The organism is Serratia marcescens, assembly GCF_029846115.1.
Lineage (GTDB): Bacteria > Pseudomonadota > Gammaproteobacteria > Enterobacterales > Enterobacteriaceae > Serratia > Serratia marcescens_L.
The window spans coordinates 3,901,556-3,927,007 of record NZ_JARVZZ010000001.1 but is presented as its reverse complement, the minus strand read 5'-3'; the positions used below and the strand labels follow the sequence as shown (position 1 = coordinate 3,927,007).

Genomic DNA, 25,452 nt, shown 5'->3' with positions numbered 1-25,452 from the left:
TGTCGGCCCGTGGTAGCCGATAACAAGAGATACCGCCTTGATGAAAGGCCTTTTGGGACATAAAAACCGGGGATGATCCGCATGGCCTTTACGCCGTGCGGGAGAATCGCTTTATGGATAGTCAGGTTAATCAATAACAATAATGACCACACAATGTCGCTCACCCGAGCTGTTGCCTCTGAAAATCATCGCCACCGGGGCCGCGTTGCCGCCCAACCGCGTGGCCTCCTCTACGCTCGATGCTCGCCTGGGGAAACCGGCCGGCTACGTTGAAAAACGCTCGGGCATCGTTTACCGCTATCACGCCGCCGACGACGCCAGCCAGGCCGAGCTCGCCGCTGCCGCGCTGCAAGACGCGCTGGCCCGCAGCGTCATGCCGGCAGCCTCCATTGACCTTTTGATCTCCGCCTCGGCGATATCTGTGCAGGCGCTGCCGTGCACCGCTGCGCATATTCTCAAGGTCGCCGGGCTGGCACCGGGTACGCCGGGCTTCGATATCAACAGCAGCTGCGTCAGCTTCATCTCTGCGCTGCAGGTGGCGGCGGGGCTGTTGAACGCCGGGACGTATCGGCGTATCGCCATCGTCTCGGCGGATCTCGCTTCGCGGGGCATCGATTGGCAGCACGAAGAGTCGTCGCTGATCTTCGGCGACGGCGCCGCCTGCGCCATCGTGGAGCGCGGTGACGGCACCGGCGGCATCCTCGCCAGCCTGGTGGAAACCTATCCCGCCGGCAGCGAGCTGTGCGAGATCCGCGCCGGTGGCACGCGCCGCAACCCGCGCGCCGGCATGTGCGAGCAAGACTTCCTGTTTCATATGCAGGGCAAGCCGCTGTTCCGTCAGGCGTCGGCGCTGATTGAGGGCTACCTCGACCGGCTGCTGAGCGCCAGCGGCTTGACCCTGGCGCAGATCGCCACCGTGGTGCCGCACCAGGCCAGCCATTTGTCGCTCGAACATATGCGCAAACGGCTGCACGTCTCCAGCGAGGCGCTGGTGGACATCTACCGCCATCACGGCAACCAGGTGGCGGCCTCTATCCCGACCGCGCTGCATGCCGCCGTGACTACCGGGCGCTTCAATCCCGGCCAGCCGGTGATGCTGATCGGCACCGCCGCCGGGCTGGCGCTGGCCGGCATGGTGTTGCTGCCATGAGGGTGTTGGTGACCGGCGCGACCAGCGGGCTGGGGCGCAACGCGGCGGAGTGGTTGCTGGAGGCCGGGCATCAGGTGCGCGCCACCGGCCGCGATGAGCGGGCCGGCGAAGCGTTGCGTCAGCTGGGCGCCGAGTTTTACTCGCTCGATCTGGCGCAGGCTACGTCGCAGCAGTGCCGGGAGCTGGTGACCGACTGCGAGTGGGTATGGCACTGTGCGGCCAAGTCTTCGCCCTGGGGCAGCAAAGCGGAATTTCACCGCATCAACGCCGCAGCGACGGACAAGCTGGCGGAGGCGGCCGGGCGCTGCGGCGTGCGGCGCTTCGTGCATATCTCCACGCCGGCAATCTACTTCGATTTTCAGCCGCATTACGATCTTGATGAGGGTTATCGCGCCCGGCGCTTCGCCAACCACTATGCCGCCAGCAAACACGCTGCCGAGCAGCGGCTGTTGGCGCAGGCGAAGATCTACCCGCAAACCACCTATATTATTCTGCGGCCGCGCGGCCTGTTTGGCCCGCACGATCGGGTGATCGTGCCGCGGTTGTTGCAACAGCTCGAACGCGATCGCGGCGTGCTGCGGCTGCCCGGCGGCGGGCAGGCGTTGCTGGATCTGACCTTTGCTCCCAACGTGGTGCACGCCATGGAACTGGCCAGCCGGCAGCGCGGATTGCCGTCCGGCGCCGTGTACAACATTACCAACCACCAACCGCAGCGGCTGGCGGAGATGCTGGATGCGCTGCTGCGCCAGGAACTGGGGCTGCGTTACCGGCTGCAGGCCGTGCCGTATCCGCTGCTGCAGGCGCTGGCCGGCGGCATGGAGCTGTGGGCAAGCCTGAGCGGCAAGGAACCGCTGCTGACGCGCTACAGCGTGGCGGCGGTGCATTTCGACATGACCCTGAGCCAGACCCGCGCGATCGAAGAGCTGGGCTATCGGCCGCGTTACTCGATGGAGGAGGGGATCCGCCTGACCGGCGAGTGGCTGCGGCGGCAAGGAGGCATACCGCATGGCTAAGGTTACCGTTTTTGAAGTGGGCTATTGCACGCATATCGGCTGCATGGCGCTGCGCGGCGCCGGGTTCCGGGTGTGCAAATTCCCGGCGCGCGCCTATCTGCTGGAGGTGGGGGAGCGCCGCTGGCTGTGGGATACCGGCTACGCGCATTATTTTCAGCAGCACACGCAATCGGGGCTGTTCAGCCTTTACCGCCGCATGACGCCGGTCTACTTCGACCCCGCTGAGTCGTTGGTGCATCAGCTGCGCGACGCCGGTTACGCCGAAGGCGACATTCAGGCGCTGATCGTCTCGCATTTTCACGCGGACCACATCGCCGGGCTGCAGGATTTCAGCCACCTCGATTTTATTTGCTCCGGCGAAGGCTGGCAGCAAACCCGTGGGCTGCGCGGTTTCGCGGCGCTGAAACGCGCCTTTATTCCCGGCCTGATCCCGGCGGATTTCGAGAGCCATCTGCAGTTTATGGAAGCTTTTCCCTCGGTGGCGTTGCCCGCGCTGCTGGCGCCGTTCGATCGCGGTTACGCGCTGCCGGGCAGTGAAGGGCAGATTGTGCTGGTGCCGCTACCGGGGCATGCGGCCGGCCATATCGGCGCCTTTATCCTCACCGACACCGGCTGGACGCTGTTGGCCAGCGACGCCGCCTGGTCGCCGCAGAGTTACCAGACGCTGCGCGGGCCTTCGCGCCTGGCCAATCTGGTAATGGACGACGCGGCGGCGTATACCCGCACGCTGGAACGGCTCAACCAGCTGTGGGCGGGCGGGCAGGTCAACATTTTGCTGTGCCACGAGGGGGACCTGTGATCCCCTTCATGACCCTTTGGCACTATTTCCGCGCCCGGCGCCTGCGCTTTGGCGATCGTGCGGCGCTGGAGGCGCATCAGGCCCGGCAGCTCGCGGGCTTTGCCCGTCGGGTGCTGAGCCAGAGCCCCTATTTTCAGCGGTTCAGCCGCCGGCCGTTCGCCGAATGGCCGCAGATGGACAAGGCGCTGATGATGGCGCAGTTCGACCGGATGAATACCGCCGGCCTGAGCCGGGAGGCGGTGCTGGCCTGCGCGCAGCGTAGCGAGGCGGATCGCGATTTCACGCCGAAGATCGGCCGCTACAGCGTCGGGTTGTCGTCCGGCACTTCCGGGCAGCGCGGCGTGTTTGTCGTCAGCCCGCGCGAACAGCAGGTGTGGGCCGGTGGCATGCTGGCGAAGATGCTGCCGGACGGGCTGCTGGCCGGTGAGCGTGTCGCACTGTTTCTGCGGGCGGACAATAACCTCTATCACAGCGTGAACAACCGTTGGCTGAGCCTGGCGTTTTACGATTTGCTGGCGCCGTTCAGCGAGCATCTGCCCGCGCTGGAACGGCAGGCGCCCAGCATCATCGTGGCGCCGGCGCAGGTGCTGCGCGCCTTGGCGCTGGCGGTGCTGGCCGGGCAGGTGACGCTGCCGGTCAAAAAAGTGATTTCGGTCGCCGAGGTGTTGGAAGAACAGGATCGCCGCCTGCTGATGCAGGTATTTCCGGCGGTTGGCGAAGTGTATCAGGCTACCGAGGGGTTCCTGGCCGCGACCTGCGCGCACGGTACGCTGCATCTGAACGAAGAGTTTTTGCATATCGAACCGCAGTGGATCGACGAGCAGCGTTTCACGCCGTTGATCACTGATTTCACCCGCAGCACGCAGCCGATCGTGCGTTATCGGCTGGACGATGTGCTGGTGCTGCGCAAGGAACCCTGTCCGTGCGGGCAGCCGACGCGGGCGATTGCGCGTATCGAAGGGCGGCGCGACGATCAGCTGATGCTGCCCGATGCGCAGCGGCAGCCGCAGGCGGTATTCGCCGATGCCTGCAGCCGGACGATCGCCAATGCGTTGCCGCTGGCCAGCGATTACCGCCTGATCCAGCGCGGCGAGCACCGGCTGGAGCTGATCGCCGATTGCAGCCCGGCGGCGTTGGCGCACTGCCAGGCGCAGCTGATCGCGCTGTTCGCTCGCCAGGGCATCGCCACCGATCGGCTCGAATGGCGGTTGACGGCGCAGGCGGTTTTGCCGCAGTTCGATCGCAAGCGGCGGCGCATCGTGCGCCAGGCGGAGGAAGCATGAAAAATACGCTGTTCAGGCTAGGGCACATGTTGCTCGGCTGGGGGACGGTCGGGGTGGTGTATAGCGTGACCGATCGCCTGCAGGGGGCGGGAACCCTGTTGCCGCCGTCGGCGCTTGACCGGGCGATCCCGTTCAACCCGGCGGCCATTTGGCTCTACCTGTCGTTCTTCCTCATCGTCCCGGCGGGCTATTTGCTGGCGCCGCTGCGGCGAATCAAATGGCTGACGCTGGCGATGCAGCTGACGGCGCTGGGCGCCGGGGCCGTTTACCTGCTGTGGCCGACCACCATGGCCTATCCGCAGAACGAGGGCGTTGGGATCAGCGCGCAGCTGCTGGCGGCGTTAACGCAGGTGGATTCGCCGCAGAACTGCCTGCCTTCGTTGCACATGGCGCTGACGGTGCTGGCGGTGTGGGCGCTGAGCGACGGCGAGCGCAAAATGCGGACGGCGCTGTGGATGCTGTGGGGTGTGGCGATCGCGTTCTCCATTCTGCAGCTGCGTCGCCATTTGTTTGTCGATTTGGCAGGTGGCGCCTTGCTGGCGCTTTGCGCCGGCGGGCTGGCCCTGCGCATCAAGACTCTGCGCAGGCGCGTAGTTAAAGGAGAAATGGGATGAGCGATCTGGCGTTGCCGATAGTGTTCATGCTGTTCATCGTGGTGGCCGAGGCGGTGGCGCTGCAGTGGGGGCGCCGTGAGCCGGTCAACTGGCACGATCTGGTGTTCAATCTGAACTCCGGCCATATCATGCTGTGGCTGTTCCGCGGGCTGGAGATCACCTGTTATGGCTATGTGGCCGCGCATTTCAGCCTGGGGCTGCTGGACGCCTGGCCGCCGCTGCTGATGTGGCTGTTCGCCCTGCTGGCGTGGGACTTCGGTTTCTACTGGCTGCACCGCCTGCACCACCGCTTTCGCGTGTTGTGGGCGGTACACGTGGTGCACCATCAGGGCGAGCACTTCAATCTGTCGCTGGGGGTGCGCAACTCCTGGTATTCGTCGCTGACGTCGATCCCGTTCTTTTTGCTGCTGGCGCTGGCGGGCGTGCCGCTGTCTGTGTTCGTCACGGTGTCGATTTTTCACTACAGCATTCAGCTGTTTAACCACAATGCGCTGACGCCGAAGCTCGGCGTGCTGGAAAAAATCCTGGTCACGCCGGCGCACCACCGGGTGCACCACGTCAAGGACATGGCGTATTCCAATAAGAACTTCGGCGGCAGCTTTATCTTCTGGGACAAACTGTTCGGCACGTTCTGCCCGGCGTTACCGACCACGCCGTTCAGCTACGGCGTCAGCGGCGATCGGCCGTCCGCCAACCCTTTCTGGGCGAGTAATCTGCCGTTCCTGCGCTATTTGCGCCTGACATGGCGCCCGGCGCAGGGCAGGCTGCGCGACCGCCGTTCGGCGCTCTGCGTCTTCAGCGGCGCCATGCTGTTGTTCTCGCTGGTGGTCGGCTACGTCTACCAATACGGTTACGGTTACGGCGACATCAGCTGGCCGCAAATGGCGCTGCTGGTGCTGTTGGCGTTGGGATCGGTGGCGCTGGGCGGCATGACGGAAGGGCGACCGTGGGCGAGCGCCGTCTGGCTGCTGATCGCGCTGGGCATGCCGCTGCTGTTTATCGGCTACCTTGGCTGGCCGCAGCGCTATTGGCATATCGCCATGGCCGCCGTGGCGCTGCATGCCCTGTGCGTCGCGCTGGGCTGGGGGCGAGTGGCCGCACCGGCCGCCGTGGAGGAACCGCATGGCTGACTCATTACCGCCGCTGCGTTTCCCCACCGATGGCGAGCAGGCGTTTCATCGCGATCTCAAGCGCGCGGCGCACGCCTGCCTGGCGGGCGATCATCGCTATGCCGATACCGCGCGGTTGGCCAAGGCCGCGCTGTTGCTGGCGCTGTGCATCGGGTTTTATGCACTGAGCCTGATGCAGCATCAACCCTGGGCGTTTTTCCTCTGCTATTTCCTGTTCGTGGCTATGGGCATGCTGCTCAACGTCAACGTCAATCACGATGCTTCGCATAACGCCTTCTTGCGCGCGCCCTGGGCCAATCGCCTGGTGGGGCGGTTGGTGACGCTGCCGCTGGGCGTCGATCCGGACTATTGGCGCACGCGGCACGTGGATTACCACCACGTTTACGCCAACGTCGAACACTACGATCTGGACACCGAAGAGAACGGCTTTTTCCGCCAGACGCCGTTCCAGCGCTGGCGGCCGCATATGCGCTATCAGCATCTGTACTGGCCGCTGATCGCCGCGCTCTCGCTACCCTACATCGCGTGGATTTTCGATTGGTCCGATCGGCTCAATAAAACGCCGCTGCGGGAAAAACGCGTGCTGGCGGGGCGCGGCGGTTGGGCGCTGTTCGTGCTGTGCAAATTGCTCCATGTGGCGCTGGTGCTGGTGGTGCCGCTGATCCTGTGCCATCTGCACGGCATCGGTTGGGGCTGGGTGCTGTTGGCTTACGCGCTCAGCCAGATGTTTGCCTCGCTGCTGGTGGTGTTCCTGCTGCTGGGCACCCACTGGGCGCAGGCCGAGTTTTACCCGGCGCCGGCGGGCGACAGCATGCCGCACGGTTGGTACCGGCACAATTTCGCCACCGCCTGCGATTGGCAGCCTGAGCCGCGCTGGCTGGAACACCTGACCGGCGGGCTGAACTATCACCTCACCCACCACCTGTTTCCCGGCTGGAATCACCGCCACTATCCGGCACTGGCCGCCGCGGTGGCGGAAGTGGCTCAGCGGCACGGCATGGCATATCGCTGCATCGGCTATCGCGAACTGCTGGCGCAGCAACAGCGCTTCTTGCGCCTTATGGGGCAGCCATGAAACCGCTGCGCCCGTTAGCCTATCGGCGCGATGACGGCGGGCTACATCGCGCGCTGATGCAGGCCGCCCAGCATTATTTGGCGGCCAACGGCGATCACCGCTTCGCCGACGGCGGCATGCTGGCGAAGGTGGCGCTGCTGTTGGCGCTGTGCGGCCTGTGTTACGGGTTGAGCCTGCAGCAGCAAAACGGCTGGGCGTTTTTCGCCTGTTATTTCGGCTTTATCTTTATTGGCATGTTCCTGACGGTGAACGTGGTGCACGACGCCTCGCATAACGCGTTTTTCCGTCGGCCCTGGGCCAACCGCTGGCTGAACGCCCTGGTGAGCGTCCCGCTGGGGCTGGATCCCGACTGCTGGCGCGTGCGCCACGTGTTGTTTCACCATGCCCATAACAATATCGAACATTACGACCCTGACATCGACGCCAATGGCGTGCTGCGGCAAACGCCGTTCCAGCGCTGGCGGCCCTTTATGCGCGCCCAGCGTTACTATTGGCCGCTGGTGGCGGCGCTGACGTTCCCGTACTACATCTGGCTGTTCGACTGGCTGGACCGGGCGGGCCGCACCCGCGTGGCGGCGCGCATGGCGCAGCAGGGCGTGCGCGGCTGGTGCGGATTTCTGGCGGGCAAGGCGGCGCACCTGCTGCTGGCGCTGGCGATCCCGTGCTGGCTGCTGCCGCCGGCCATCGGCATCGGGCAAATTCTGCTGGTCTATTTGCTGAGCCAGATGCTTTCTTCATTGCTGTTCGTAATGTTGATCATCGGCACCCACTGGGCCAAAGCCAATTTTTATCAGGCGCCGGCGCAGGGTGCGATGCCGCACGGCTGGTATCACCATGTGTTCGCCACGACCTTCGACTGGCTGACCCGGCCGCGCTGGCTGGGATACTGGCTCGGCGGGGCGAACCTGCATTTGACGCATCATCTGTTCCCGCACTGGAGCCACCGCCATTACCCGGCGCTGAGCCGCATCATCGGCGAGGTGGCGCCGCGTTTCGGCATCGATTACCGCCTGCTGGAGCTGGAGGAGCTGTTGCGCCTGCAGCAGCGCTTCCTCAGCGCGATGGGGCGCAAACCGCATTAGCGTTGCATGTGGATTGTGCGAGGCGTTACACAGTTCACTAATTGAACGATATTTGCCCTTCCAGTAGACTTTCCCCCTGTGAATCAACGGCCACAGGAGGTGGACTATGCGCAGCTTGCCGATTCGGTTATCGAACAAAATTGATGATGATCTGAACGATATTGCCCGGCGTCACGGGATGGAAAAAACCGAGGTAATCAAAATGGCGTTTGCACTGATTACCCTTGCCGATAAGTACTGGATGAAACAGGATGGTACTTCTCTTGGCATTGTACGGGAGAAGGGTGAACAGCTTGAAGCGGTGGGGCGGGTCGTGGAGATCTTCCCATGAACATCGAAAGCCGTAATTTGCACGATGAGGCCAGCCAGGTTTATCTGGAGCAGGTCTTGGTCTTCGACGAAATGGAGCGGCTGCGCCTGGCGCGCCAGGTGCTGTGCGGGATATTTGCGGTCAGCGTGGGCGTATTCGCCGCCCACGCGTATTGGGAGAAAAATGAAGCGCTGAGACAAGCGTTCGAGCTGGTGAAGATCGGCGCCTTGCCGCTGGTCACGCTGGTGGTTTCCTTCTACTTTCCCAACAGCGCGGCCAGATAAGGCGCCGCGTCAATGCGACTTCATGCCCGCCGCGGTCATCAGCAGGCGGAACAGCGAGGCGACCACGAACAGCCCCAGCACGCTGGCGCTCCAGATGATCACCAGCCAACCGATGCGTTTCCACCAGGGCGCCGGCGCAGCGGTTGCCGTTTTATCTTGCATAGCGTCCTCCCTCCTCAGTGATAGCCGTGTTCATGGCTGATCTTGCCGCGGAACACGTAGTAGCTCCAGAAGGTGTAGACCAGAATGATCGGGATGATGAACAGCGCGCCCACCAGCATAAAACCGAGGCTCTGCGGCGGGGCGGCGGCGTCCCACAGGCTGATGGCCGGCGGGATCAGGTGCGGCCAGATGCTGATGCCAAGCCCGCTAAGGCCAAGGAACACCAGCAGCAGCGTCAGCATGAACGGCGAGTAGTGCGCGCCGCGTTTTACCCCGCGTTGAATCCCCCAGGCGCTGAGCAGCACCAGCACCGGCACCGGCAGCAGCCAGAACAGGTTCGGCAGCGTAAACCAGCGGGCGGCGATTTCCGGATGCGCGATCGGCGTCCAGATACTGACCGCGGCCAGCACCAGCAACAGGATCGCCAGCAGCGGCGTCGCCAGGTGATACATGCGCGCCTGCAGATCACCGGCGGTTTTCATCACCAGCCAGGTACAGCCGAGCAGGGCGTAGGTCACTACCAGCCCCAGCCCGCAGAACAGCGCGAACGGCGTCAGCCAGTCCAGCGCGCCGCCTGCGTAGGTGCGGCCTTCGACCGGGAATCCATTGATCACGGCGCCTACCACCACACCCTGGCTGAAGGTGGCGAAGATTGAGCCCCAGATGAACGCCTTGTCCCAGATATGGCGTTTCTCCGGCTTCGCCTTGAAGCGAAACTCGAAGGCCACGCCGCGGAAAATCAGCCCGATCAGCATCAGCGTCAGCGGGATCGCCAGCGCGTCGAGGATCACCGAGTAGGCCAGCGGGAAGGCGCCGAACAGCGCGGCGCCGCCCAGCACCAGCCAGGTTTCATTGCCGTCCCACACCGGGGCGACGGTATTCATCATCAGATCGCGGTCGCCGCTCTCTTTCACCCACGGAAACAGGATGCCGATGCCCAGGTCGAAACCGTCCATCACCACGTACATCATGGTGCTGAACACGATGATGACAAACCAAATCAGCGGAAGATCGATACCCATGTTCAGCTCCTGTCGTCCAGAGTGTCGTTGACCGCGGACAGCGGACGCGCCGGCCGGCCCTCGGTATTGTCTTCTTGGTGTTCATGCGGCTGTGGCCCTTTGCGGATCAGGCGCATCATGTAGGAATACCCCACGCCGAACACCGAGCAGTAGACGATGATGAACGCCAGCAGGCTGATGCTCATGTGCAGGTCGCCGTGCGCGGAGACCGCGTCCTTGGTGCGCAGCAGGCCGTACACCACCCACGGCTGGCGGCCGATCTCAGTGGTGAACCAGCCCGCCAGCAGCGCCAGCAATCCGGAAGGACCCATCCACAAAATGAAGTACAGGAACGGACGCGACTGATACAGCCCGCCGCGCCAGCGCAGCCACAGGCTCCACACCCCGGCCAGAATCATCAGCATGCCCAGCCCGACCATGATGCGGAACGACCAGAACACCACGGTGGAGTTGGGGCGATCTTCCGGCGGGAAGGATTTGAGCGCCGGCACCTGCTCGGTCAGGCTGTGGGTTAGGATCAGGCTGCCGAGGTACGGCACCTCCAGCTTGAAGCGGGTCTCTTCGCGCTGCATGTCCGGCCAACCGACCAGGATCAGCGGCGTGGCTTCGCCCGGCGGGTTTTCCCAGTGACCTTCGATGGCGGCGATCTTCGCCGGCTGGTGTTTCAGCGTATTCAGGCCGTGCGCATCGCCGATCAGCGCCTGCACCGGCGCGACGATCAGCGCCATCCACATCGCCATCGACAGCATCTTGCGCATTGCCGGGGTGTCGCGGCCGCGCAGCAGATGCCAGGCGGCCGACGCGCCGACGAAGAACGCCGAGGAGAGGAAGGCGGCGGTGGACATGTGCAACAGGCGGTACGGGAAGGACGGGTTAAAGATGACCTTCAGCCAGTCGACCGGTACCACCTGGCCGTTGATGATTTCATGCCCCTGCGGCGTCTGCATCCAGCTGTTGGAGGCCAGGATCCAGAAGGTGGAGATCAGCGTGCCGAGCGCCACCATGCAGGTAGCGAAGAAGTGCAGGCCGGGGCCGACGCGGTTCCAGCCGAACAGCATCACGCCGAGGAAACCGGCTTCGAGGAAGAAGGCGGTCAGCACTTCATAGGTCAGCAGCGGCCCGGTAATGCTGCCGGCGAACTCGGAGAAGAAGCTCCAATTGGTGCCGAACTGATAGGCCATCACCAGCCCGGACACCACGCCCATACCGAAGTTAACGGCGAAAATCTTTGACCAGAAGTGGTAAAGCTCACGGTAGGCTTCATTGTGCGTTTTCAACCATAACCCTTCCAGCACCGCCAGATAGCTGGCTAAACCGATGGTGATGGCGGGGAAGATGATATGGAAAGACACGGTGAAGGCGAACTGTATTCTGGCGAGTTCCAGTGCATCAAGACCCAGCATGGCGCCTCCTAGGGTTGAACATAAATTAACCTCTTGAGTATAGCTGTCATTTTTATGTGAAATACTTGGCGTTAAGTTAAGCACGGAGTACAGTGACTATAATAGTGACAGTTATTTTACTTTTTCATATAACAGTTAATGGTTATGACCCGATACGAGCAGCTTGCGCAGCAGATTAGAGAACAGATCCAGAACCGGGTGTGGCGGGCGGGCGACAAACTGCCTTCGCTGCGCGAGAGCGGCAAACGCGCCGGACTGAGCCTGATGACGGTGGTGCAGTCCTATCAACTGCTGGAGAGCCAGGGGTGGATCGTCGCCCGCCCGCAGTCGGGCTACTACGTGGCGGCGCGTCCGCAGCCGCTGCCCCAGCCTTCGCGTGGCGAGAAGCTGTTGCTGAGCGAGCAGGTGGACATCAACGCCTTTATTTTCGACGTGCTGCAGGCCTGCAAGGATCCGGATATCGTGCCTTTCGGTTCGGCCTTTCCCGACGCCACGCTGTTCGCCCAGCCGAAGCTGGCGCGGGCGCTGAGCAGCGTAGCGCGCAAGTTCACGCCGCACAGTTCGCTGGCCAACCTGCCGCCGGGCAACGACGCGCTGCGGCGGCACATCGCCCAACGCTATGCGCTGAGCGGCATGCAGGTCGCGCCGGACGAAATCGTCATCACCGCCGGGGCGATGGAGTCGCTCAGCCTCAGCCTGCAGGCGGTGACCCAGCCGGGCGACTATGTGGCGATCGAGTCGCCGGCGTTTTACGGCGCGCTGCAGGCGCTGGAACGCCTGCGGTTAAAGGCGGTGGCGATCGCCACGCATCCGCAGGACGGTATCGATCTGGACGCGCTGCAGCAGGCGGTGGAACAGTATCCGATCAAAGCCTGCTGGCTGATGACTCACTTCCAAAACCCGCAGGGCGCCACCCTGCCGGAGGCCAACAAGCAGCGTCTGGTGACGCTGTTGCGCGACCGACAGATTTCGCTGATTGAAGATGACGTTTACGGTGAGCTGTACTTCAGCGCGGAACGGCCGCTGCCGGCCAAGGCGCTCGACAGCGGCGGCCAGATCCTGCACTGCTCGTCGTTTTCCAAATGCCTGGCGCCGGGTTTTCGCGTCGGCTGGGTGGCGGCGGGGCGTTATGCGCAGCAGATCCAGCGTTTGCAGCTGATGAGCACCGTTTCCACCAGCGTGCCGACCCAGATGGCGCTGGCGGATTATCTGCTGCACGGTGGCTACGATACCCATCTGCGGCGGCTGCGGCGCCTGCTGGCCCAGCGCCAAAGCGCGATGCGTCAGGCGATTGCCCATCATTTCCCGCCGACGGTGAAGGTCAGCCAGCCCGACGGCGGTTACTTCCTGTGGCTGGAGCTGGATCCGGCGCTGTCGTCGATGGAACTGTACCGGCGGGCCCTTTCCCGGGGCATCAGCATCGCGCCGGGGCGCATGTTCACCACCGGCGACCATTTCAACCACTGCTTCCGCCTCAACGCCTCTTTTGAATGGAACGACCGCTTTGAAGAGGCGATCAAAACCTTAGCCAAACTTATCCGGGGGCTGGCGGCGGCAGGCTGAACCGCGTTTTGCGCGGCGCTTCGCCCCAGAAAAATTCATAATGCTTTTTTCGGCAATGGAATGCCGGTTTCGTTGTTAGACAGCCCTCCAGCCGCCCATTACTCTGCGATAAATTTTGTCACATTTTTATCAACGGGAAGACGAGGGGCTGTGGGTGAGCAGAATAAAAAATAGGTTAAACAAACTGTTGCGATATCGGCTGACGCCGCTGGCGTTGGTCTGCGCGCTGGGGCTGAGCGCCGGCGCGCAGGCGGAAACGCTGGGCGAAGGCATCACGCCGGCCAGCGACGCCGCTCAGGTACCGGCCGCCGCCAAGCTGCGCAAAGACACCGTGGTGGCAGGCATCTCAGAGCCGCAGGGGATTTTCAACCCGTATCTGTTCACCAACGGCTGGGACGAGAACGTGACCGACGTGATCTTCAGCCGCCTGATCGGCCTGGACAGCCAGGGCAAGCCGGAAGGGCGATTGGCGGAGTCCTGGCAGGTCAGCCCCGATAATCTGACCTACACCATCAAGCTGCGGCCGAATCTGGTCTACAGCGACGGCTCGCCGCTGAAGGCCGACGATATCGCCTTTACCCTGACGCTGCTGCACGATCCGGCCTATGACGGCGACACCGACATTACGCCGGCGCACATCCAGGGTGGCGCCGAGTATAAAAACGGCACCGCCGCCGGCATCAGCGGCCTGAAGGTGATCGACGATCGCACCATTCAGATCGTCACCACCCAACCGGGCGCGACTACGCTGCAGCTGATCGGCGGCCCGGTGCTGTCGCGGGCTTACTACGGCAAAGACTATCAGCGCGGCAAGCTTGACGGCGTACGCGCCTTCAACGGCAAGCCGCTCGGCAACGGCCCCTATATTTACGACAAGTACGTGCCGGGGCAGGAGATCCGCTTCCACGCCAACCCGAACTTCTACCTCGGTGCGCCGCCGATGGCGCGCTTTATCTACCGCGTCACCAACCCGGCCACCAACTTCCAGCTGTTCCAGACCGGTGAGACCGACTACGACGCTTTTACCGCCAAGCCGGACGATATCGAACAGCTCAAACTGCTCGGCTTCGCCAATATCAACCTTTACAGCTCAAGCGATTACAGCCGCATCGACTTCAACCTCAGACGTCCGGCGCTGCAGGACAAACGGGTGCGTCAGGCGCTGATCTACGGCCTGGATCGGCAAAGGCTGATCGCCGTGGTGTACCAGGGTTACGGCAAGGTCGCCAACCAACCGATCTCGCCGATCTCTTGGGCTTATGACGCGAACGGCATCAATCCCTACGCTTACGATCTCGACAAGGCCGGGAAGCTGTTGGACGAGGCCGGTTGGCGAGTGGGCGCGGACGGCATTCGGCAAAAAGACGGTAAAAAGCTGGAGCTGACGCTACTGGTGACCAAAAAGCTGATCAACGATGCACTGGTGCCGATCGCCAAGGATAACTATCGCCGACTCGGCGTGGTGCTCAAGCCACAGGTACTGGATTTCAATGCGCTGCTGGCGCAACGCAAGGCGAGCAATTACGACCTGGCGTCCCTCAGCACCAGTACGCTGAACGATCCGCACGATGGCGTGCGCGATTTCATCAGCAGCGAGAGCGAAACCGGTTATCACAACCCGCAGGTAGACGCGCTGATCGCCAGGGCCAACGCCACGCTGGATATCGCGCAGCGCAAGCCGCTGTACCACCAGCTGTATCAAGCGCTGGCGGACGATCCGCCGGTGATCCTGCTCGGCAACCGCGAGATTTTGAGCGCCAGCAGCGCGCGCGTCACCGGCTTTAAACCGGATATCTACAACGGCTTGGTCGGCAGCCTGCCGAACGTCAAACCGGCGCCGTAACGCCCTGACGCCGCCGCGCCACTCCGGGCGGCGGCGATGGAAATCGCGATGAGAAATTTTATCCTGCGCCGTCTGTTGCAGACTATCCCGATGCTGCTGTTGGCTTCCTTGCTGATTTTTTGCATCTTCGCCTTGGCGCCCGGCGACTTTATCGACGGCAACATCAACCTGACCGCGCAACGCGCTGCCGAGCTGCGGGCGCTGTACGGGTTGGATCAGCCGTTGTTCAGCCGCTACCTGCACTGGCTCGGCCGGCTGCTGCAGGGCGATCTCGGTTTTTCGCTGCAGTATCAGATCCCGGTCAGCACGCTGCTTAACCAATACATCTGGAACTCGTTCCTGCTGGCGGCGGTGGCGATGGTGCTGTATTGGGGCATTGCGCTGGCGGTGGGGGTGATCTCGGCGATGAAACCCTATTCGCTGTTCGATCATCTGATCACCGTGGCGGTGTTCGCCGCCATGTCGTTTCCGACGTTCTTTCTGTGTCTGCTGCTGATCAAATGGTTCGCCGTCGATCTGCACTGGTTACCGGCGGGCGGCATGCTGCGCACCGGCAGCGAGGCGAGCGGGCTGGCCTGGGCGCTGGAAGTGGCGGCGCATCTGCTGCTGCCGGTGCTGGCGCTGGTGATGTTGCAGGCCGGCAGCCTGACGCGCTATTTCCGCGCCAGCATGCTGGACGTGATCCGCATGGACTATATCCGCACCGCGCGCGCCAAGGGGCTCAGGGAGAAAACGGTGATCCTCAAACACGCGCTGCGCAATGCGCTGCTGCCGATCGTCACCCTGCTGGGGTTCGAGCTGCCGGGATTGTTCTCCGGCGCGCTGATCACCGAAAAAATCTTCAATTGGCCGGGCGCCGGGCATATCCATATCGATTCGCTGGCGGCGCGTGATTACCCGGTACTGATGGGGTTCACGCTGTTTCTGGCGGCCCTGACCATCCTCGGCAATCTGCTGGCGGACATTCTGTACGCCTACGCCGATCCGCGCATTCGCTTGAGGTAACGCTATGTTGGCCACGTTGTTTTTCGGTCGCCGTCGCCGCTGGCGCCAGGCGCAGTTGCCGGCGCTGGCGCAACTGTCGCCGCCGCCCGCCGCGCAGGCCTGGCGACGGCTGCGCCGCCACCGGCCGGCGATGATGTCGCTGGCATTGCTGGCGCTGTTGGCGCTGCTGTGCCTGATTGGGCCGTCGCTGTCGCCGTGGCGCGACGACGCCGGCGATGTGCTGAATATCAATCAGGCACCGAGCGGCGCGCACTGGTTGGGCACCGACTTTCTCGGCCGCGATATCTGCACCCGGCTGCTGCTGGCGGGGCGGATATCGCTGACCATCGGCCTGGTGTCGATGCTGCTGTCGGTGACGCTGGGCTATGTGCTGGGTGCGCTTGCCGGTTATCTGGGCGGCGTGGCGGATCGGCTGATCATGCGCTTCGCCGATCTGCTGATGACCATTCCCGGCCTGCCGCTGCTGATCATCATGGGGGCGATGCTGACCGAGCTCGATGTCTCGCCGGACTACCGCATCTACATGGTGATGATCATGCTGAGCCTGCTGGGCTGGCCGTCGCTGGCGCGGCTGGTGCGCGGCCAGATCCTGTCGCTGCGCGAGCGGGATTTCATGCTGGCCACCGAGGTGCTGGGGCTCTCCACCCGTCGGCGTCTTTTCGGCCATCTGCTGCCCAACACCGTGCCGATTTTGGTGGTGGTGGCCACCATGGCGGTGGCTAACGCCATCCTCAGCGAATCGGCGTTGAGCTACCTCGGGCTGGGCGTGGTGCCGCCGACGCCATCGTGGGGCAACATGATGGATGCCGCCAACAGCCTGATCGACTTTCAGCGCCGCCCCTGGCTGTGGATGCCGCCGGGGCTGGCGATTTTCGTCACCGTGGTGGCGATCAATATCTTGGGCGACGGCCTGCGGGACGCGCTCGATCCGAAAATGAACGGGGTAACACGATGAGTCAACCGCTGGTGGCGTTCGATCGACTGTCGGTGTCGTTTCAGGGAGAGCAAGGGCCGGTGCGGGCGGTGCAGCAGGTCAGCCTGGAACTGCTGGCCGGGCAAACGCTGGGGATCGTCGGCGAGTCGGGCTGCGGCAAAAGCGTGACCGCCATGGCGCTGATGGGGCTGTTGCCGCAGCCGCTCGCGCAGGTAGACGGCGGTGAAATTCGCTTTGAAGGGCAGAACCTGCTGTCGCTGCGGGCATCAAAGATGGCCGATCTGCGCGGCAACCGGCTGGCGATGATCTTTCAGGAACCGATGAGCGCGCTCAATCCGGTGTTGACCCTCGGCGAACAGTTGGTGGAGCCGCTGATTCGCCACCTGGCCCTGTCGCCGAAAGCGGCCTGGGGTCAGGCGGTGCAACGGCTGGCGGAAGTGGGGTTGGCGCGTGCGGAGGCGCTGATGCGCTGCTACCCGCATCAACTGTCTGGTGGCATGCTGCAGCGTGTGATGATCGCCATGGCGATCGGATGCCGTCCGGCGCTGCTGATCGCCGATGAGCCGACCACGGCGCTCGACGTCACGGTACAGGCGCAGATCCTGGCGTTGCTGCGCGAGCAGAGCCGGCGACACAACATGGCGATGATTTTGATCACCCACGATCTTGGAGTGATCGCCCAGATGGCGGATCGGTTGGCGGTGATGTACGCCGGGCGCGTCGTCGAGCAGGGCACGACGCGGGAAGTGTTGGCCGAGCCGCGGCATCCTTATACTCAGGGGCTGATCGCCTCGCGGCCGGTGCCGGGCCAGCGGCTCCGCCGCCTGTATTCCATTCCCGGCCAGGTGCCGGATCTGGCGCGCTTGCCTGAACACTGTGCGTTTGCCGAGCGTTGTGCGCAGGCCTCCGCTCGCTGCCGCGATGGCATCCCGCCGCTGTACGGCACACCACAGCGCCAGTCCGCCTGTTTCCTCAACGCCGGAGGGCGCCCCCATGTCGACTGAACCTCTGGTGGAAGTGAAAGGATTAAAGAAATATTTCCCGCTGCGCGATGGGCTGTTCGGGCGAACCACCGGCCAGCTGAAGGCGGTGGACGACGTCAGCTTCAGCATTCGCAAGGGCCGCATTTTCGGGCTGGTGGGCGAGTCCGGCAGCGGCAAAACCACCGTCGGCCGCACGCTGCTTGGCCTGCACGACAAAACCGCCGGTGAGGTGATGTTCAAAGGGCAGGCGTTGGATAGCCTGAGCAAAGAGGCGTTGCGCGCCCTGCGGCCGAAAATGCAGCTGGTGTTTCAGGATCCGTACAGCTCGCTGAATCCGCGTCTGCGCGTGGGCGACGCCATCGGCGAAGCGCTGTTGCAGCACGGCCTGGCGAGCAAGGCGGAACTGCGCGAGCGGGTGCTCGATACCCTGTCGATCTGCGGGCTGTCTCCACAGCATTACGGGCGGTTTCCGCATGAGTTTTCCGGCGGCCAGCGCCAGCGTATCGGCATCGCGCGCGCGCTGATCCTGCAGCCGGAGTTTATCGTCGCCGACGAACCGATATCGGCGCTCGACGTGTCGATTCAGGCGCAGATCATCAATCTGTTTTCCGATTTGCAGGAACGGCAGGGGGTGACGCTGCTGTTTATTTCGCACGATCTCGGCGTGGTAGAGCATCTGTGTCAGGACGTGGCGGTGATGTACCTGGGGCAAATCGTCGAGAGCGCCGACCGCGATGCGTTATTTCGCCGGCCGCTGCATCCCTACACGCAGGCCTTGCTGGCGGCGGTGCCGACGCTGGATGCGTATCGCTTGCCGCCGCGGGCGGCAAGCGGCGAACCGCCGAATCCCGCCAACCCGCCGCACGGCTGCCGTTTCCATCCTCGCTGCCCGCTGGCCACGGTGCAGTGCCGCGAACAGGCGCCGCACCTGCGCAGCGTGGCGCCCGGTCATCAGGTGGCGTGCCACGTGGTCGGCTAGCGTCAGGACAGGTAATGCTTCAACGCGCGTCCGGCCTGATGGATCGCCGAATGCACCGCCGGGACGTGGGCGAGCGGATTCAACAGGCCGTAGTCGTGGATCAGCCCGTTATAGCGGGTGGCGGTGACCTCGACGCCGGCGGCATCGAGCAGACGCGCGTAGGCTTCGCCCTCATCGCGCAGCACGTCCAGCTCGGCGGTTTGCACCAGCGCCGGCGGCAAACCCCGCAGCTGTTCCGGCGTGGCGTTGAGCGGCGAAGCGTAGATGTCTTTGCGCTGCGCCTTATCGGGCGCGTAGCTGTCCCAAAACCACTTCATCATGTTGCGGGTCAGGAAATGGCCTTCGGCGAACTGATGATAGGAGTCGGTATCAAACTGGGCGCGGGTGACGGGCCACAGCAGGATCTGGCAACGCAGCACCGGTATGCCTTTCTCTTTGGCCATCAGGCTGACCACCGCCGCCATATTGCCGCCGGCGCTGTTGCCGACCACTGCCAGCCGTGAACCATCGACGTTGATCTTCTCGCCGTACTCGGCCACCCATTCGGTGGCGGCGTAAGCCAGATTGATCGCCTCAGGGTAGCGCACCTCCGGTGAGCGGGGATAGTTGACGAACACCGCCGCCGCGCCTGAACTGTGCACCAGATCGCGCACCAACCGTTCATGGGTGGGAAAATCGCCCAGCACCCAGCCACCGCCGTGGAAGAACATGAATACCGGCAGCGCCTCTTTGACCCTGGCCGGCCGCACCAGCTGCAGCAGAATATCCTGACCTTCTACGTGAATGCTCTTCTCGCTGATCTCGACCTCGCGCAGCGGCACCTCGACGCTGCGTTGCGCGTCCTCCAAAACCCGGCGCGCTTCTTTGGGCTTCATCTGCTCCATGGGTTTACCGCCGCCGGCATTCAGCGCGTCGAGAAACGCGCGGATGTCGTGCTGGGCGTGCGGCTGGCTGAGATCGACGGTTTTCTTGGACATGGTAACTCCTTGTGCGCAGAAGAGAAGGGGCGGTCAGGATCACAGTGTAGTCGCTGGCGCACAAAGCAGGAGCCGCGGTTAGCGCGGTCCTTTTTCGAGAGCATGGCGGGGGAGATCTCTGCGTCGCTGCCGCGTTGCACCTTTCTGGCGCACCGCTGCACCCGATAGGGGCAAAAAGTGTGATAGCGAGCAAATGGAGTGAAATTTTTTTTGCGAGCCCGATCAGAAATCCTGAAGTTTTTCGTAATTGAATAGGATTTCGCGCGCAATGATGATTTTAGGCCTTATTTTTTAATTTATGCATTACCAATGCATAGAAAATGAATAAATATTCATTATAAGCCGTTGTTTTAACGAAAAAAATGGCAAAATCCGGCAAAAATCCCGTTTTGGCACGATAGCTGCTCTACACTCTTTATCAAACGACATGTATTTTAACTGCTCGTTAACATTTACTTCCCGCTCAGGGACCGGATATACGCCATAAATAGTGAAAAACCGATTTTATGTAACAGATTTGTTTCTAAATCAGCGGTAAGGGACAGCATTTTCTCCGCCGCAAAAGTCGGTTTTGAACAACGGTTTTTTTGCATTGTGGCGGCCTAACCGGGCTTGAACGGCCCTTACAGTCAAAATTCAGCCTTTGCTGAGATTATGAGGTCACTATGGAACAGCCAATCGCAGTTACCCGCCAGTCTTTCGATGACTGGATGGTCCCGGTTTATGCCCCTGCCGATTTTATTCTGGTGCGGGGAGAAGGCTCGCAGGTGTGGGATCAGCAGGGTAAGTCTTACATCGATTTCGCCGGCGGCATCGCGGTTAACGCGTTGGGGCATGCGCACCCGGCGGTCAAGGCGGCGCTGGTGGAGCAGGCGGGCAAACTGTGGCATCTGGGCAATGGCTATACCAACGAACCGGTGCTGCGCCTGGCTAAAAAGCTGATCGACGCCACCTTCGCCGACAAGGTGTTCTTCTGTAACTCGGGCGCTGAAGCCAACGAAGCGGCGCTGAAACTGGCGCGCAAACATGCGCACGACCAGCACGGCGCCGGTAAAGATCAGATTGTGGCGTTCAACAACGCGTTCCACGGCCGCACGCTGTTTACCGTGTCCGCCGGCGGCCAGCCAAAATATTCGCAGGATTTTGCGCCGCTGCCGGGCGGGATCACCCATACGCCGTATAACGATCTGGCCGCGGCGGCCGAGCTTATCAACGATCGCACCTGTGCGGTGATCGTCGAGCCGATCCAGGGCGAAGGCGGCGTGCTGCCGGCGGAAGCCAGTTTCCTGCAGGGGCTGCGTGAGCTGTGCGATCGTCATAATGCGCTGCTGATCTTCGATGAAGTGCAAACCGGCGTCGGCCGCACCGGCCATCTGTATGCCTACATGCAGTACGGCGTGGTGCCGGACGTGCTGACCACCGCCAAAGCGCTGGGCGGCGGCTTCCCTATCGGTGCCATGCTGACCACCGATGCGCTGGCGAAAACGCTGGGCGTCGGCACCCATGGCACTACCTACGGCGGCAACCCACTGGCGACGGCGGTGGCGGGGGAAGTGTTCTCCATCATCAACACCCCGGAAGTGCTGGAAGGCGTCAAACAGCGTCACCAGTGGTTTATCGACGGATTGAACGACATCAACCGCCAGTACCCGATCTTCGCCGAGATCCGCGGCGGCGGTTTGCTGATCGGCTGCCAATTGACGAAAGACTATGCCGGCAAAGCGAAGCAGATCACCCAACTGGCGAACGAAGAAGGCGTTATCGCGCTGATCGCCGGTCCGGACGTGGTGCGTTTCACGCCGTCGCTGATCATCCCTGAGCAGGATGTGAAAGAGGGGCTGGCGCGATTCGCGCGCGCCGTGGCGCGCATTTGCAGCTAATCAGCGGGCTGCGCCTTCACCGGCGCAGCCTGATTCAGAAGAGGTTCGCATTATGATGATTATTCGCCCTATAGAGCGTCGCGATCTGGCGGATTTATTGACGCTGGCCGGTAAATCCGGCATCGGTCTCACTTCACTGCCGCAAAATGAAGATACCCTGTCGGCACGCATTGAGCGGGCGTTAAAAACCTGGCAAGGCGAACTTCCGCAAAGTGACCAGTGTTATTTGTTCGTGTTGGAAGACAGCGAGCGCCGTCAGGTGGTCGGGGTCTGCGCGATCGAAGTGGCCGTCGGCCTGGCGGAACCCTGGTACAGTTTCCGCGTCGGCACGCAGGTGCACGCTTCCAAACAGCTGAACGTCTATAAATCGGTGCCGACGCTGTTCCTCAGCAACGACCACACCGGCCATTCGGAGCTGTGCACGCTGTTCCTCGATCCGGATTATCGTCACGGCGAGAACGGCAAGCTGCTGTCGAAAGTGCGTTTCCTGTTTATTGCCGCGTTCCGTGAGCGTTTCTCCCGGCGCCTGATCGCCGAGATGCGCGGTTTCTCCGATGAAAACGGCCGATCGCCGTTCTGGGAGAGCGTCGGGCGTCATTTCTTCTCCATCGAGTTCGCCAAGGCGGACTACCTGAGCGGCACCGGGCAAAAGGCGTTTATCGCCGAGCTGATGCCGAAACACCCGCTATATGTCGATTTCCTGGCCGAAGACGCGCAGAAAGTGATCGGCGAGGTGCATCCGCAAACCCTGCCGGCGCGCCGGTTGCTTGAGGCGGAAGGCCTGAGCTATCAGGGCTACGTCGATATTTTCGACGGCGGCCCGACGCTGGAAGCCGAGATCGACCACATCCGCGCGGTGAAGCAGAGCCGCCTGGTGAAAGTGGTACTGGATGACACGCCGATGTGCGCCGATGCGCCGGTGCATCTGGTGGCCAACGACAACTATCAGCACTACCGCGCACTGTTGGTCAATGCCGAACTGTATGATGACCGCCTGCATCTCAATGCCGCCACCGCTGCGGCGCTGGGCGTCGAGCAGGGCAGCCCGGTGCGGGTGCTCCCCCTTATTGCACAGGAGAAAGCATGATGTCCCATCCTGCACTGTTGATTAACGGCGTCTGGCGGCAAGGCCGCGGCGCCGAGTTCGGCAAGGCCGATCCGGTTGGTAACCAGCCGCTGTGGCGCGCTAACGCCGCCGATACCGACGACGTCGCCGCCGCCTGCGAGGCCGCACGCGCCGCGTTCCCGGCCTGGGCACGTACGCCGTTCGAGCAGCGCGAACAGCTGGTAAAACGCTTCGCCGCTTTGCTGGAAGAACACAAGCAGTCGCTGGCGGAAAACATCAGCCGCGAAACCGGCAAACCGCGCTGGGAAACGCTGACCGAAATTCAGGCGATGATCGGCAAGGTGGGTATTTCGCTGCAGGCCTATCAGACGCGTACCGGCTTTAGCCAGACGGCGATGGCCGACGGCGCTTCGGTGCTGCGCCATCGCCCGCACGGCGTGCTGGCGGTGTTCGGGCCTTACAACTTCCCTGGCCACCTGCCGAACGGCCATATCGTGCCGGCGCTGTTGGCCGGTAACTGCGTGGTATTCAAACCGAGCGAGCTGACGCCGCTGACCGCCGAGGAGACCCTGAAGCTGTGGCTGCAGGCCGGCCTGCCGGACGGGGTGATCAATCTGGTGCAAGGCGGCCGCGAAACCGGCGAAGCGCTGGCGGCCAGTGCGGATATCGATGGCCTGCTGTTCACCGGCAGCGCCGGCACCGGCTATCACCTGCATCGCCAATTGGCCGGGCAGCCGGAAAAGATCCTGGCGCTGGAGATGGGCGGCAACAATGCGCTGATCGTCGACGGTTTCGACGATCGCGATGCGGCGGTCAACCTGGCTATCCAATCGGCGTTTATCTCCGCTGGCCAACGCTGCACCTGTTCGCGTCGCATTCTGGTGAAGCAGGGGGCGGAAGGCGATGCCTTTATCGCGCGTCTGGTCCAGGTGGCGGGTGAACTGCGGGTCGGCCGCTGGGATGCCGAACCGCAGCCGTTCATGGGCGGGGTGGTGTCGGCAGCCGCGGCGGAAAACATGCTGAAAGCGCAGCAGCACTTGCTGGCGCTGGGCGGCAAGTCACTGCTGACCCTGCGCCTGCTGGAGCCGGGCAGCTCGCTGCTCAGCCCGGGCATCGTCGATCTGACCGGCGTGGCCGGCGTACCGGACGAAGAGTACTTCGGGCCGTTGACCACCATCGTGCGTTACCGCGATTTCGACGAGGCGCTGCAGCTGGCCAACCGGACGCGCTACGGCCTGTCGGTGGGGCTGGTATCGCCGCAGCGCGAGCTGTTCGAGCGACTGCTGCTGGAAGCGCGCGCCGGCATCGTCAACTGGAATAAGCCGCTGACCGGGGCGTCCAGCGCGGCGCCGTTTGGTGGCGTGGGCGCCTCCGGCAACCATCGCCCAAGCGCCTTCTATGCGGCGGACTATTGCGCCTGGCCGATGGCGTCGCTGGAAAGCGAAAGCCTGTCGCTGCCGGCGACGCTCTCGCCGGGCTTGTCGTTCCGTTAATCGTCTGCGGCGGCGCGATGGCGCCGCCGCACGCTATCCCCAGGGGATGAACATGTCAGGATATGAAGTCAATTTCGACGGTTTGGTGGGGCTGACGCACCACTATGCCGGGCTGTCGTTCGGCAACGAGGCGTCGACGCAGCATCAAAACAGCGTATCGAACCCGAAGCTGGCGGCGAAACAAGGCTTGCTGAAAATGAAGGCGCTGGCCGATCTCGGTTTCCAGCAAGGGGTATTGCCGCCGCAGGAACGGCCGCATTTGCCGATGCTGCGTCGCCTGGGCTTCAGCGGCAGCGATGAGGCGGTGCTGGCACAGGCGATGCGTCAGTCGCCGCGCCTGCTGTCGGCGCTCAGCTCGGCGTCGTGCATGTGGACCGCCAATGCGGCCACCGTGTCGCCCTCGGCGGACAGCGCCGACGGCAAGGTGCATTTCACCGCCGCCAACCTGAATAACAAATTCCACCGCGCCATTGAAGCGGAAACCACCACCGCCGTATTGCGGGCGATGTTCAGCGACGATCGGCATTTCGCCCACCACGAGGCGCTGCCGCAGGTGGCGTTGTTCGGTGACGAAGGGGCGGCCAACCACAACCGTTTGGGCGGCGACTACGCCAGGCGCAGCGTGCAGGTGTTTGTCTACGGTCGGCAGGAGTTCGGCGGCGAAACGGCACCGGCGCGTTATCCGGCGCGCCAGACGCGCGAAGCCGGCGAGGCGATCGCTCGCCTGCACCAGTTGGACGAGCAGCATACGGTCTTTGTGCAGCAAAACCCGGCGGTGATCGATCAGGGCGTGTTCCATAACGACGTGATTGCGGTCAGCAACCAGAACGTGCTGTTCCACCATCAGCAGGCGTTTTACCGCCAGCAACAGGCGCTGGATGAAGTGCGCCGCAAGATGGCGACGCTGGACAGCGAGCTGGTGGCGATAGAAGTGCCGACGGAGCGCGTCTCGGTGGCGGACGCGGTGGCGACCTACCTGTTCAACAGCCAAATTCTTACCAAGCCGAACGGCAAGATGATGATCGTGGTGCCGGAAGAGTCGCGCCAGCACGCCGGCGTGTGGCGTTATCTGAACGACATGGTCGGCAGCGGTGGCCCGATCGATGAAATCCGCGTGTTTGACCTGCGCGAAAGCATGCGCAACGGCGGCGGCCCGGCCTGCCTGCGGCTGCGGGTGGCGCTTAACGAGCAGGAGCTGCGGGCGGTGAATCCGCGCGTGATGATGAACGATCGGCTGTTCACAACGTTGAACGAGTGGGTCGATCGCCATTACCGCGATCGCCTGACGCAGGATGACCTGGCCGATCCGCTGCTGCTGCGCGAAGGGCGCGAGGCGCTGGATTCGCTGACGTCGATCCTCGGACTTGGTTCCATCTATCCATTCCAACGCTAAGGGAGGCGG

24 protein-coding genes are annotated in these 25,452 nt (G+C 63.0%); 20 read left to right on the top strand and 4 right to left on the bottom strand.

The window, feature by feature from the left end; translation table 11 throughout:
• Positions 1-142: 142 nt before the first annotated feature.
• The 10 genes from QDT79_RS18730 to QDT79_RS18685 all read left to right on the top strand — a co-directional run bounded on the left by QDT79_RS18730 (position 143) and on the right by QDT79_RS18685 (position 8,740).
• Positions 143-1,150 (top strand): 3-oxoacyl-[acyl-carrier-protein] synthase III C-terminal domain-containing protein, encoded by a 1,008-nt coding sequence (locus tag QDT79_RS18730; protein ID WP_107226355.1) that lies wholly within the window; start codon positions 143-145, stop codon positions 1,148-1,150.
• Positions 1,147-2,163 (top strand): NAD-dependent epimerase/dehydratase family protein, encoded by a 1,017-nt coding sequence (locus QDT79_RS18725; RefSeq protein ID WP_149559804.1) that lies wholly within the window; start codon positions 1,147-1,149, stop codon positions 2,161-2,163. The genes QDT79_RS18730 and QDT79_RS18725 overlap by 4 nt, the downstream gene beginning before the upstream one ends.
• Entirely contained in the window at positions 2,156-2,962 is an 807-nt protein-coding gene (locus QDT79_RS18720) for an MBL fold metallo-hydrolase (protein WP_149559803.1), read from the top strand. The genes QDT79_RS18725 and QDT79_RS18720 overlap by 8 nt, the downstream gene beginning before the upstream one ends.
• The gene (locus QDT79_RS18715; RefSeq protein WP_063990208.1) at positions 2,959-4,245 is read left to right on the top strand and encodes a F390 synthetase-related protein; all 1,287 of its coding nucleotides are present in this window, start codon (positions 2,959-2,961) and stop codon (positions 4,243-4,245) included. The genes QDT79_RS18720 and QDT79_RS18715 overlap by 4 nt, the downstream gene beginning before the upstream one ends.
• Positions 4,242-4,859 carry a phosphatase PAP2 family protein gene (locus QDT79_RS18710; RefSeq protein ID WP_063990207.1) on the top strand — a complete coding sequence of 206 codons (618 nt, stop codon included), beginning with the start codon at positions 4,242-4,244 and terminating at the stop codon, positions 4,857-4,859. Before QDT79_RS18715 ends, QDT79_RS18710 begins: the two co-directional genes overlap by 4 nt.
• A complete protein-coding gene (locus QDT79_RS18705) occupies positions 4,856-5,989 on the top strand; it encodes a sterol desaturase family protein (RefSeq protein ID WP_308316902.1) in 1,134 nt (377 codons plus the stop codon). Before QDT79_RS18710 ends, QDT79_RS18705 begins: the two co-directional genes overlap by 4 nt.
• Complete coding sequence (locus tag QDT79_RS18700; RefSeq protein WP_308316901.1) at positions 5,982-7,064, top strand: fatty acid desaturase family protein; 1,083 nt, start codon at positions 5,982-5,984, stop codon at positions 7,062-7,064. The genes QDT79_RS18705 and QDT79_RS18700 overlap by 8 nt, the downstream gene beginning before the upstream one ends.
• A complete protein-coding gene (locus tag QDT79_RS18695; RefSeq protein WP_060424024.1) occupies positions 7,061-8,146 on the top strand; it encodes an acyl-CoA desaturase in 1,086 nt (361 codons plus the stop codon). Before QDT79_RS18700 ends, QDT79_RS18695 begins: the two co-directional genes overlap by 4 nt.
• A 106-nt stretch (positions 8,147-8,252) precedes the next feature.
• Positions 8,253-8,477: a hypothetical protein gene (locus tag QDT79_RS18690; protein WP_025303190.1), complete on the top strand. Its 225-nt coding sequence runs from the start codon at positions 8,253-8,255 to the stop codon at positions 8,475-8,477.
• The gene (locus QDT79_RS18685; protein ID WP_055313318.1) at positions 8,474-8,740 is read left to right on the top strand and encodes a hypothetical protein; all 267 of its coding nucleotides are present in this window, start codon (positions 8,474-8,476) and stop codon (positions 8,738-8,740) included. The genes QDT79_RS18690 and QDT79_RS18685 overlap by 4 nt, the downstream gene beginning before the upstream one ends.
• Positions 8,741-8,749: 9 nt before the next feature.
• Here the strand turns inward: QDT79_RS18685 and QDT79_RS18680 are convergent, their stop codons facing one another.
• The 3 genes from QDT79_RS18680 to QDT79_RS18670 are packed head-to-tail and all read right to left on the bottom strand — an operon-like array spanning position 8,750 to position 11,327.
• Entirely contained in the window at positions 8,750-8,902 is a 153-nt protein-coding gene (locus tag QDT79_RS18680) for a DUF2474 domain-containing protein (protein WP_071605360.1), read from the bottom strand.
• A 14-nt stretch (positions 8,903-8,916) separates the two neighbouring features.
• On the bottom strand, positions 8,917-9,924 hold the full coding sequence (gene cydB / locus QDT79_RS18675; protein ID WP_049202081.1) for a cytochrome d ubiquinol oxidase subunit II: 1,008 nt from the start codon (positions 9,922-9,924) through the stop codon (positions 8,917-8,919).
• Positions 9,925-9,926: 2 nt separating this feature from the next.
• Positions 9,927-11,327: a cytochrome ubiquinol oxidase subunit I gene (locus QDT79_RS18670; RefSeq protein ID WP_004934615.1), complete on the bottom strand. Its 1,401-nt coding sequence runs from the start codon at positions 11,325-11,327 to the stop codon at positions 9,927-9,929.
• Between the two features lie 144 nt (positions 11,328-11,471).
• Between QDT79_RS18670 and QDT79_RS18665 the strand changes: the two genes are divergently transcribed.
• The 6 genes from QDT79_RS18665 to QDT79_RS18640 all read left to right on the top strand — a co-directional run bounded on the left by QDT79_RS18665 (position 11,472) and on the right by QDT79_RS18640 (position 18,634).
• A complete protein-coding gene (locus tag QDT79_RS18665) occupies positions 11,472-12,890 on the top strand; it encodes an aminotransferase-like domain-containing protein (RefSeq protein ID WP_107226590.1) in 1,419 nt (472 codons plus the stop codon).
• Between the two features lie 187 nt (positions 12,891-13,077).
• Positions 13,078-14,733 (top strand): ABC transporter substrate-binding protein, encoded by a 1,656-nt coding sequence (locus QDT79_RS18660; protein WP_063990203.1) that lies wholly within the window; start codon positions 13,078-13,080, stop codon positions 14,731-14,733.
• 48 nt (positions 14,734-14,781) lie between these two features.
• Complete coding sequence (locus QDT79_RS18655; protein ID WP_048234726.1) at positions 14,782-15,738, top strand: ABC transporter permease; 957 nt, start codon at positions 14,782-14,784, stop codon at positions 15,736-15,738.
• Between the two features lie 4 nt (positions 15,739-15,742).
• Positions 15,743-16,693 (top strand): oligopeptide ABC transporter permease, encoded by a 951-nt coding sequence (gene opp4C / locus QDT79_RS18650; RefSeq protein ID WP_308316900.1) that lies wholly within the window; start codon positions 15,743-15,745, stop codon positions 16,691-16,693.
• Complete coding sequence (locus QDT79_RS18645; RefSeq protein WP_063990201.1) at positions 16,690-17,676, top strand: ABC transporter ATP-binding protein; 987 nt, start codon at positions 16,690-16,692, stop codon at positions 17,674-17,676. The genes opp4C and QDT79_RS18645 overlap by 4 nt, the downstream gene beginning before the upstream one ends.
• On the top strand, positions 17,666-18,634 hold the full coding sequence (locus tag QDT79_RS18640; RefSeq protein ID WP_107226349.1) for an ABC transporter ATP-binding protein: 969 nt from the start codon (positions 17,666-17,668) through the stop codon (positions 18,632-18,634). Before QDT79_RS18645 ends, QDT79_RS18640 begins: the two co-directional genes overlap by 11 nt.
• Positions 18,635-18,636: 2 nt before the next feature.
• On the opposite strand, the gene QDT79_RS18635 is transcribed toward QDT79_RS18640, so the two are convergent.
• Positions 18,637-19,611, bottom strand: a complete 975-nt coding sequence (locus QDT79_RS18635) for an alpha/beta hydrolase (RefSeq protein WP_308316899.1) — start codon at positions 19,609-19,611, stop codon at positions 18,637-18,639.
• A gap of 665 nt (positions 19,612-20,276) precedes the next feature.
• On the opposite strand from QDT79_RS18635, the gene QDT79_RS18630 reads away from it, so the two are divergent.
• From QDT79_RS18630 to astB, 4 genes are read left to right on the top strand one after another with little or no spacing between them, the layout of a single operon-like run.
• Entirely contained in the window at positions 20,277-21,491 is a 1,215-nt protein-coding gene (locus QDT79_RS18630; RefSeq protein ID WP_063990198.1) for an aspartate aminotransferase family protein, read from the top strand.
• 52 nt (positions 21,492-21,543) lie between these two features.
• The gene (astA, locus tag QDT79_RS18625) at positions 21,544-22,578 is read left to right on the top strand and encodes an arginine N-succinyltransferase (RefSeq protein WP_130018752.1); all 1,035 of its coding nucleotides are present in this window, start codon (positions 21,544-21,546) and stop codon (positions 22,576-22,578) included.
• Positions 22,578-24,050, top strand: coding sequence for a succinylglutamate-semialdehyde dehydrogenase (astD, locus tag QDT79_RS18620; RefSeq protein WP_308317190.1), 1,473 nt, complete (start codon positions 22,578-22,580; stop codon positions 24,048-24,050). The genes astA and astD overlap by 1 nt, the downstream gene beginning before the upstream one ends.
• Before the next feature lie 52 nt (positions 24,051-24,102).
• Positions 24,103-25,443, top strand: coding sequence for an N-succinylarginine dihydrolase (gene astB, locus QDT79_RS18615; protein WP_308316898.1), 1,341 nt, complete (start codon positions 24,103-24,105; stop codon positions 25,441-25,443).
• Positions 25,444-25,452 lie beyond the last annotated feature (9 nt).

Bases quoted from the DNA above. Each gene is read 5' to 3' on its own strand.
- QDT79_RS18730 (WP_107226355.1), top strand. From the start codon at position 143: ATGACCACACAATGTCGCTCACCCGAGCTGTTGCCTCTGAAAATCATC.
- QDT79_RS18725 (WP_149559804.1), top strand. From the start codon at position 1,147: ATGAGGGTGTTGGTGACCGGCGCGACCAGCGGGCTGGGGCGCAACGCG.
- QDT79_RS18720 (WP_149559803.1), top strand. From the start codon at position 2,156: ATGGCTAAGGTTACCGTTTTTGAAGTGGGCTATTGCACGCATATCGGC.
- QDT79_RS18710 (WP_063990207.1), top strand. From the start codon at position 4,242: ATGAAAAATACGCTGTTCAGGCTAGGGCACATGTTGCTCGGCTGGGGG.
- QDT79_RS18705 (WP_308316902.1), top strand. From the start codon at position 4,856: ATGAGCGATCTGGCGTTGCCGATAGTGTTCATGCTGTTCATCGTGGTG.
- QDT79_RS18700 (WP_308316901.1), top strand. From the start codon at position 5,982: ATGGCTGACTCATTACCGCCGCTGCGTTTCCCCACCGATGGCGAGCAG.
- QDT79_RS18695 (WP_060424024.1), top strand. From the start codon at position 7,061: ATGAAACCGCTGCGCCCGTTAGCCTATCGGCGCGATGACGGCGGGCTA.
- QDT79_RS18690 (WP_025303190.1), top strand. From the start codon at position 8,253: ATGCGCAGCTTGCCGATTCGGTTATCGAACAAAATTGATGATGATCTG.
- QDT79_RS18685 (WP_055313318.1), top strand. From the start codon at position 8,474: ATGAACATCGAAAGCCGTAATTTGCACGATGAGGCCAGCCAGGTTTAT.
- QDT79_RS18680 (WP_071605360.1), bottom strand. From the start codon at position 8,902: ATGCAAGATAAAACGGCAACCGCTGCGCCGGCGCCCTGGTGGAAACGC.
- cydB (WP_049202081.1), bottom strand. From the start codon at position 9,924: ATGGGTATCGATCTTCCGCTGATTTGGTTTGTCATCATCGTGTTCAGC.
- QDT79_RS18670 (WP_004934615.1), bottom strand. From the start codon at position 11,327: ATGCTGGGTCTTGATGCACTGGAACTCGCCAGAATACAGTTCGCCTTC.
- QDT79_RS18665 (WP_107226590.1), top strand. From the start codon at position 11,472: ATGACCCGATACGAGCAGCTTGCGCAGCAGATTAGAGAACAGATCCAG.
- QDT79_RS18655 (WP_048234726.1), top strand. From the start codon at position 14,782: ATGAGAAATTTTATCCTGCGCCGTCTGTTGCAGACTATCCCGATGCTG.
- opp4C (WP_308316900.1), top strand. From the start codon at position 15,743: ATGTTGGCCACGTTGTTTTTCGGTCGCCGTCGCCGCTGGCGCCAGGCG.
- QDT79_RS18645 (WP_063990201.1), top strand. From the start codon at position 16,690: ATGAGTCAACCGCTGGTGGCGTTCGATCGACTGTCGGTGTCGTTTCAG.
- QDT79_RS18640 (WP_107226349.1), top strand. From the start codon at position 17,666: ATGTCGACTGAACCTCTGGTGGAAGTGAAAGGATTAAAGAAATATTTC.
- QDT79_RS18635 (WP_308316899.1), bottom strand. From the start codon at position 19,611: ATGTCCAAGAAAACCGTCGATCTCAGCCAGCCGCACGCCCAGCACGAC.
- QDT79_RS18630 (WP_063990198.1), top strand. From the start codon at position 20,277: ATGGAACAGCCAATCGCAGTTACCCGCCAGTCTTTCGATGACTGGATG.
- astA (WP_130018752.1), top strand. From the start codon at position 21,544: ATGATGATTATTCGCCCTATAGAGCGTCGCGATCTGGCGGATTTATTG.
- astD (WP_308317190.1), top strand. From the start codon at position 22,578: ATGTCCCATCCTGCACTGTTGATTAACGGCGTCTGGCGGCAAGGCCGC.
- astB (WP_308316898.1), top strand. From the start codon at position 24,103: ATGTCAGGATATGAAGTCAATTTCGACGGTTTGGTGGGGCTGACGCAC.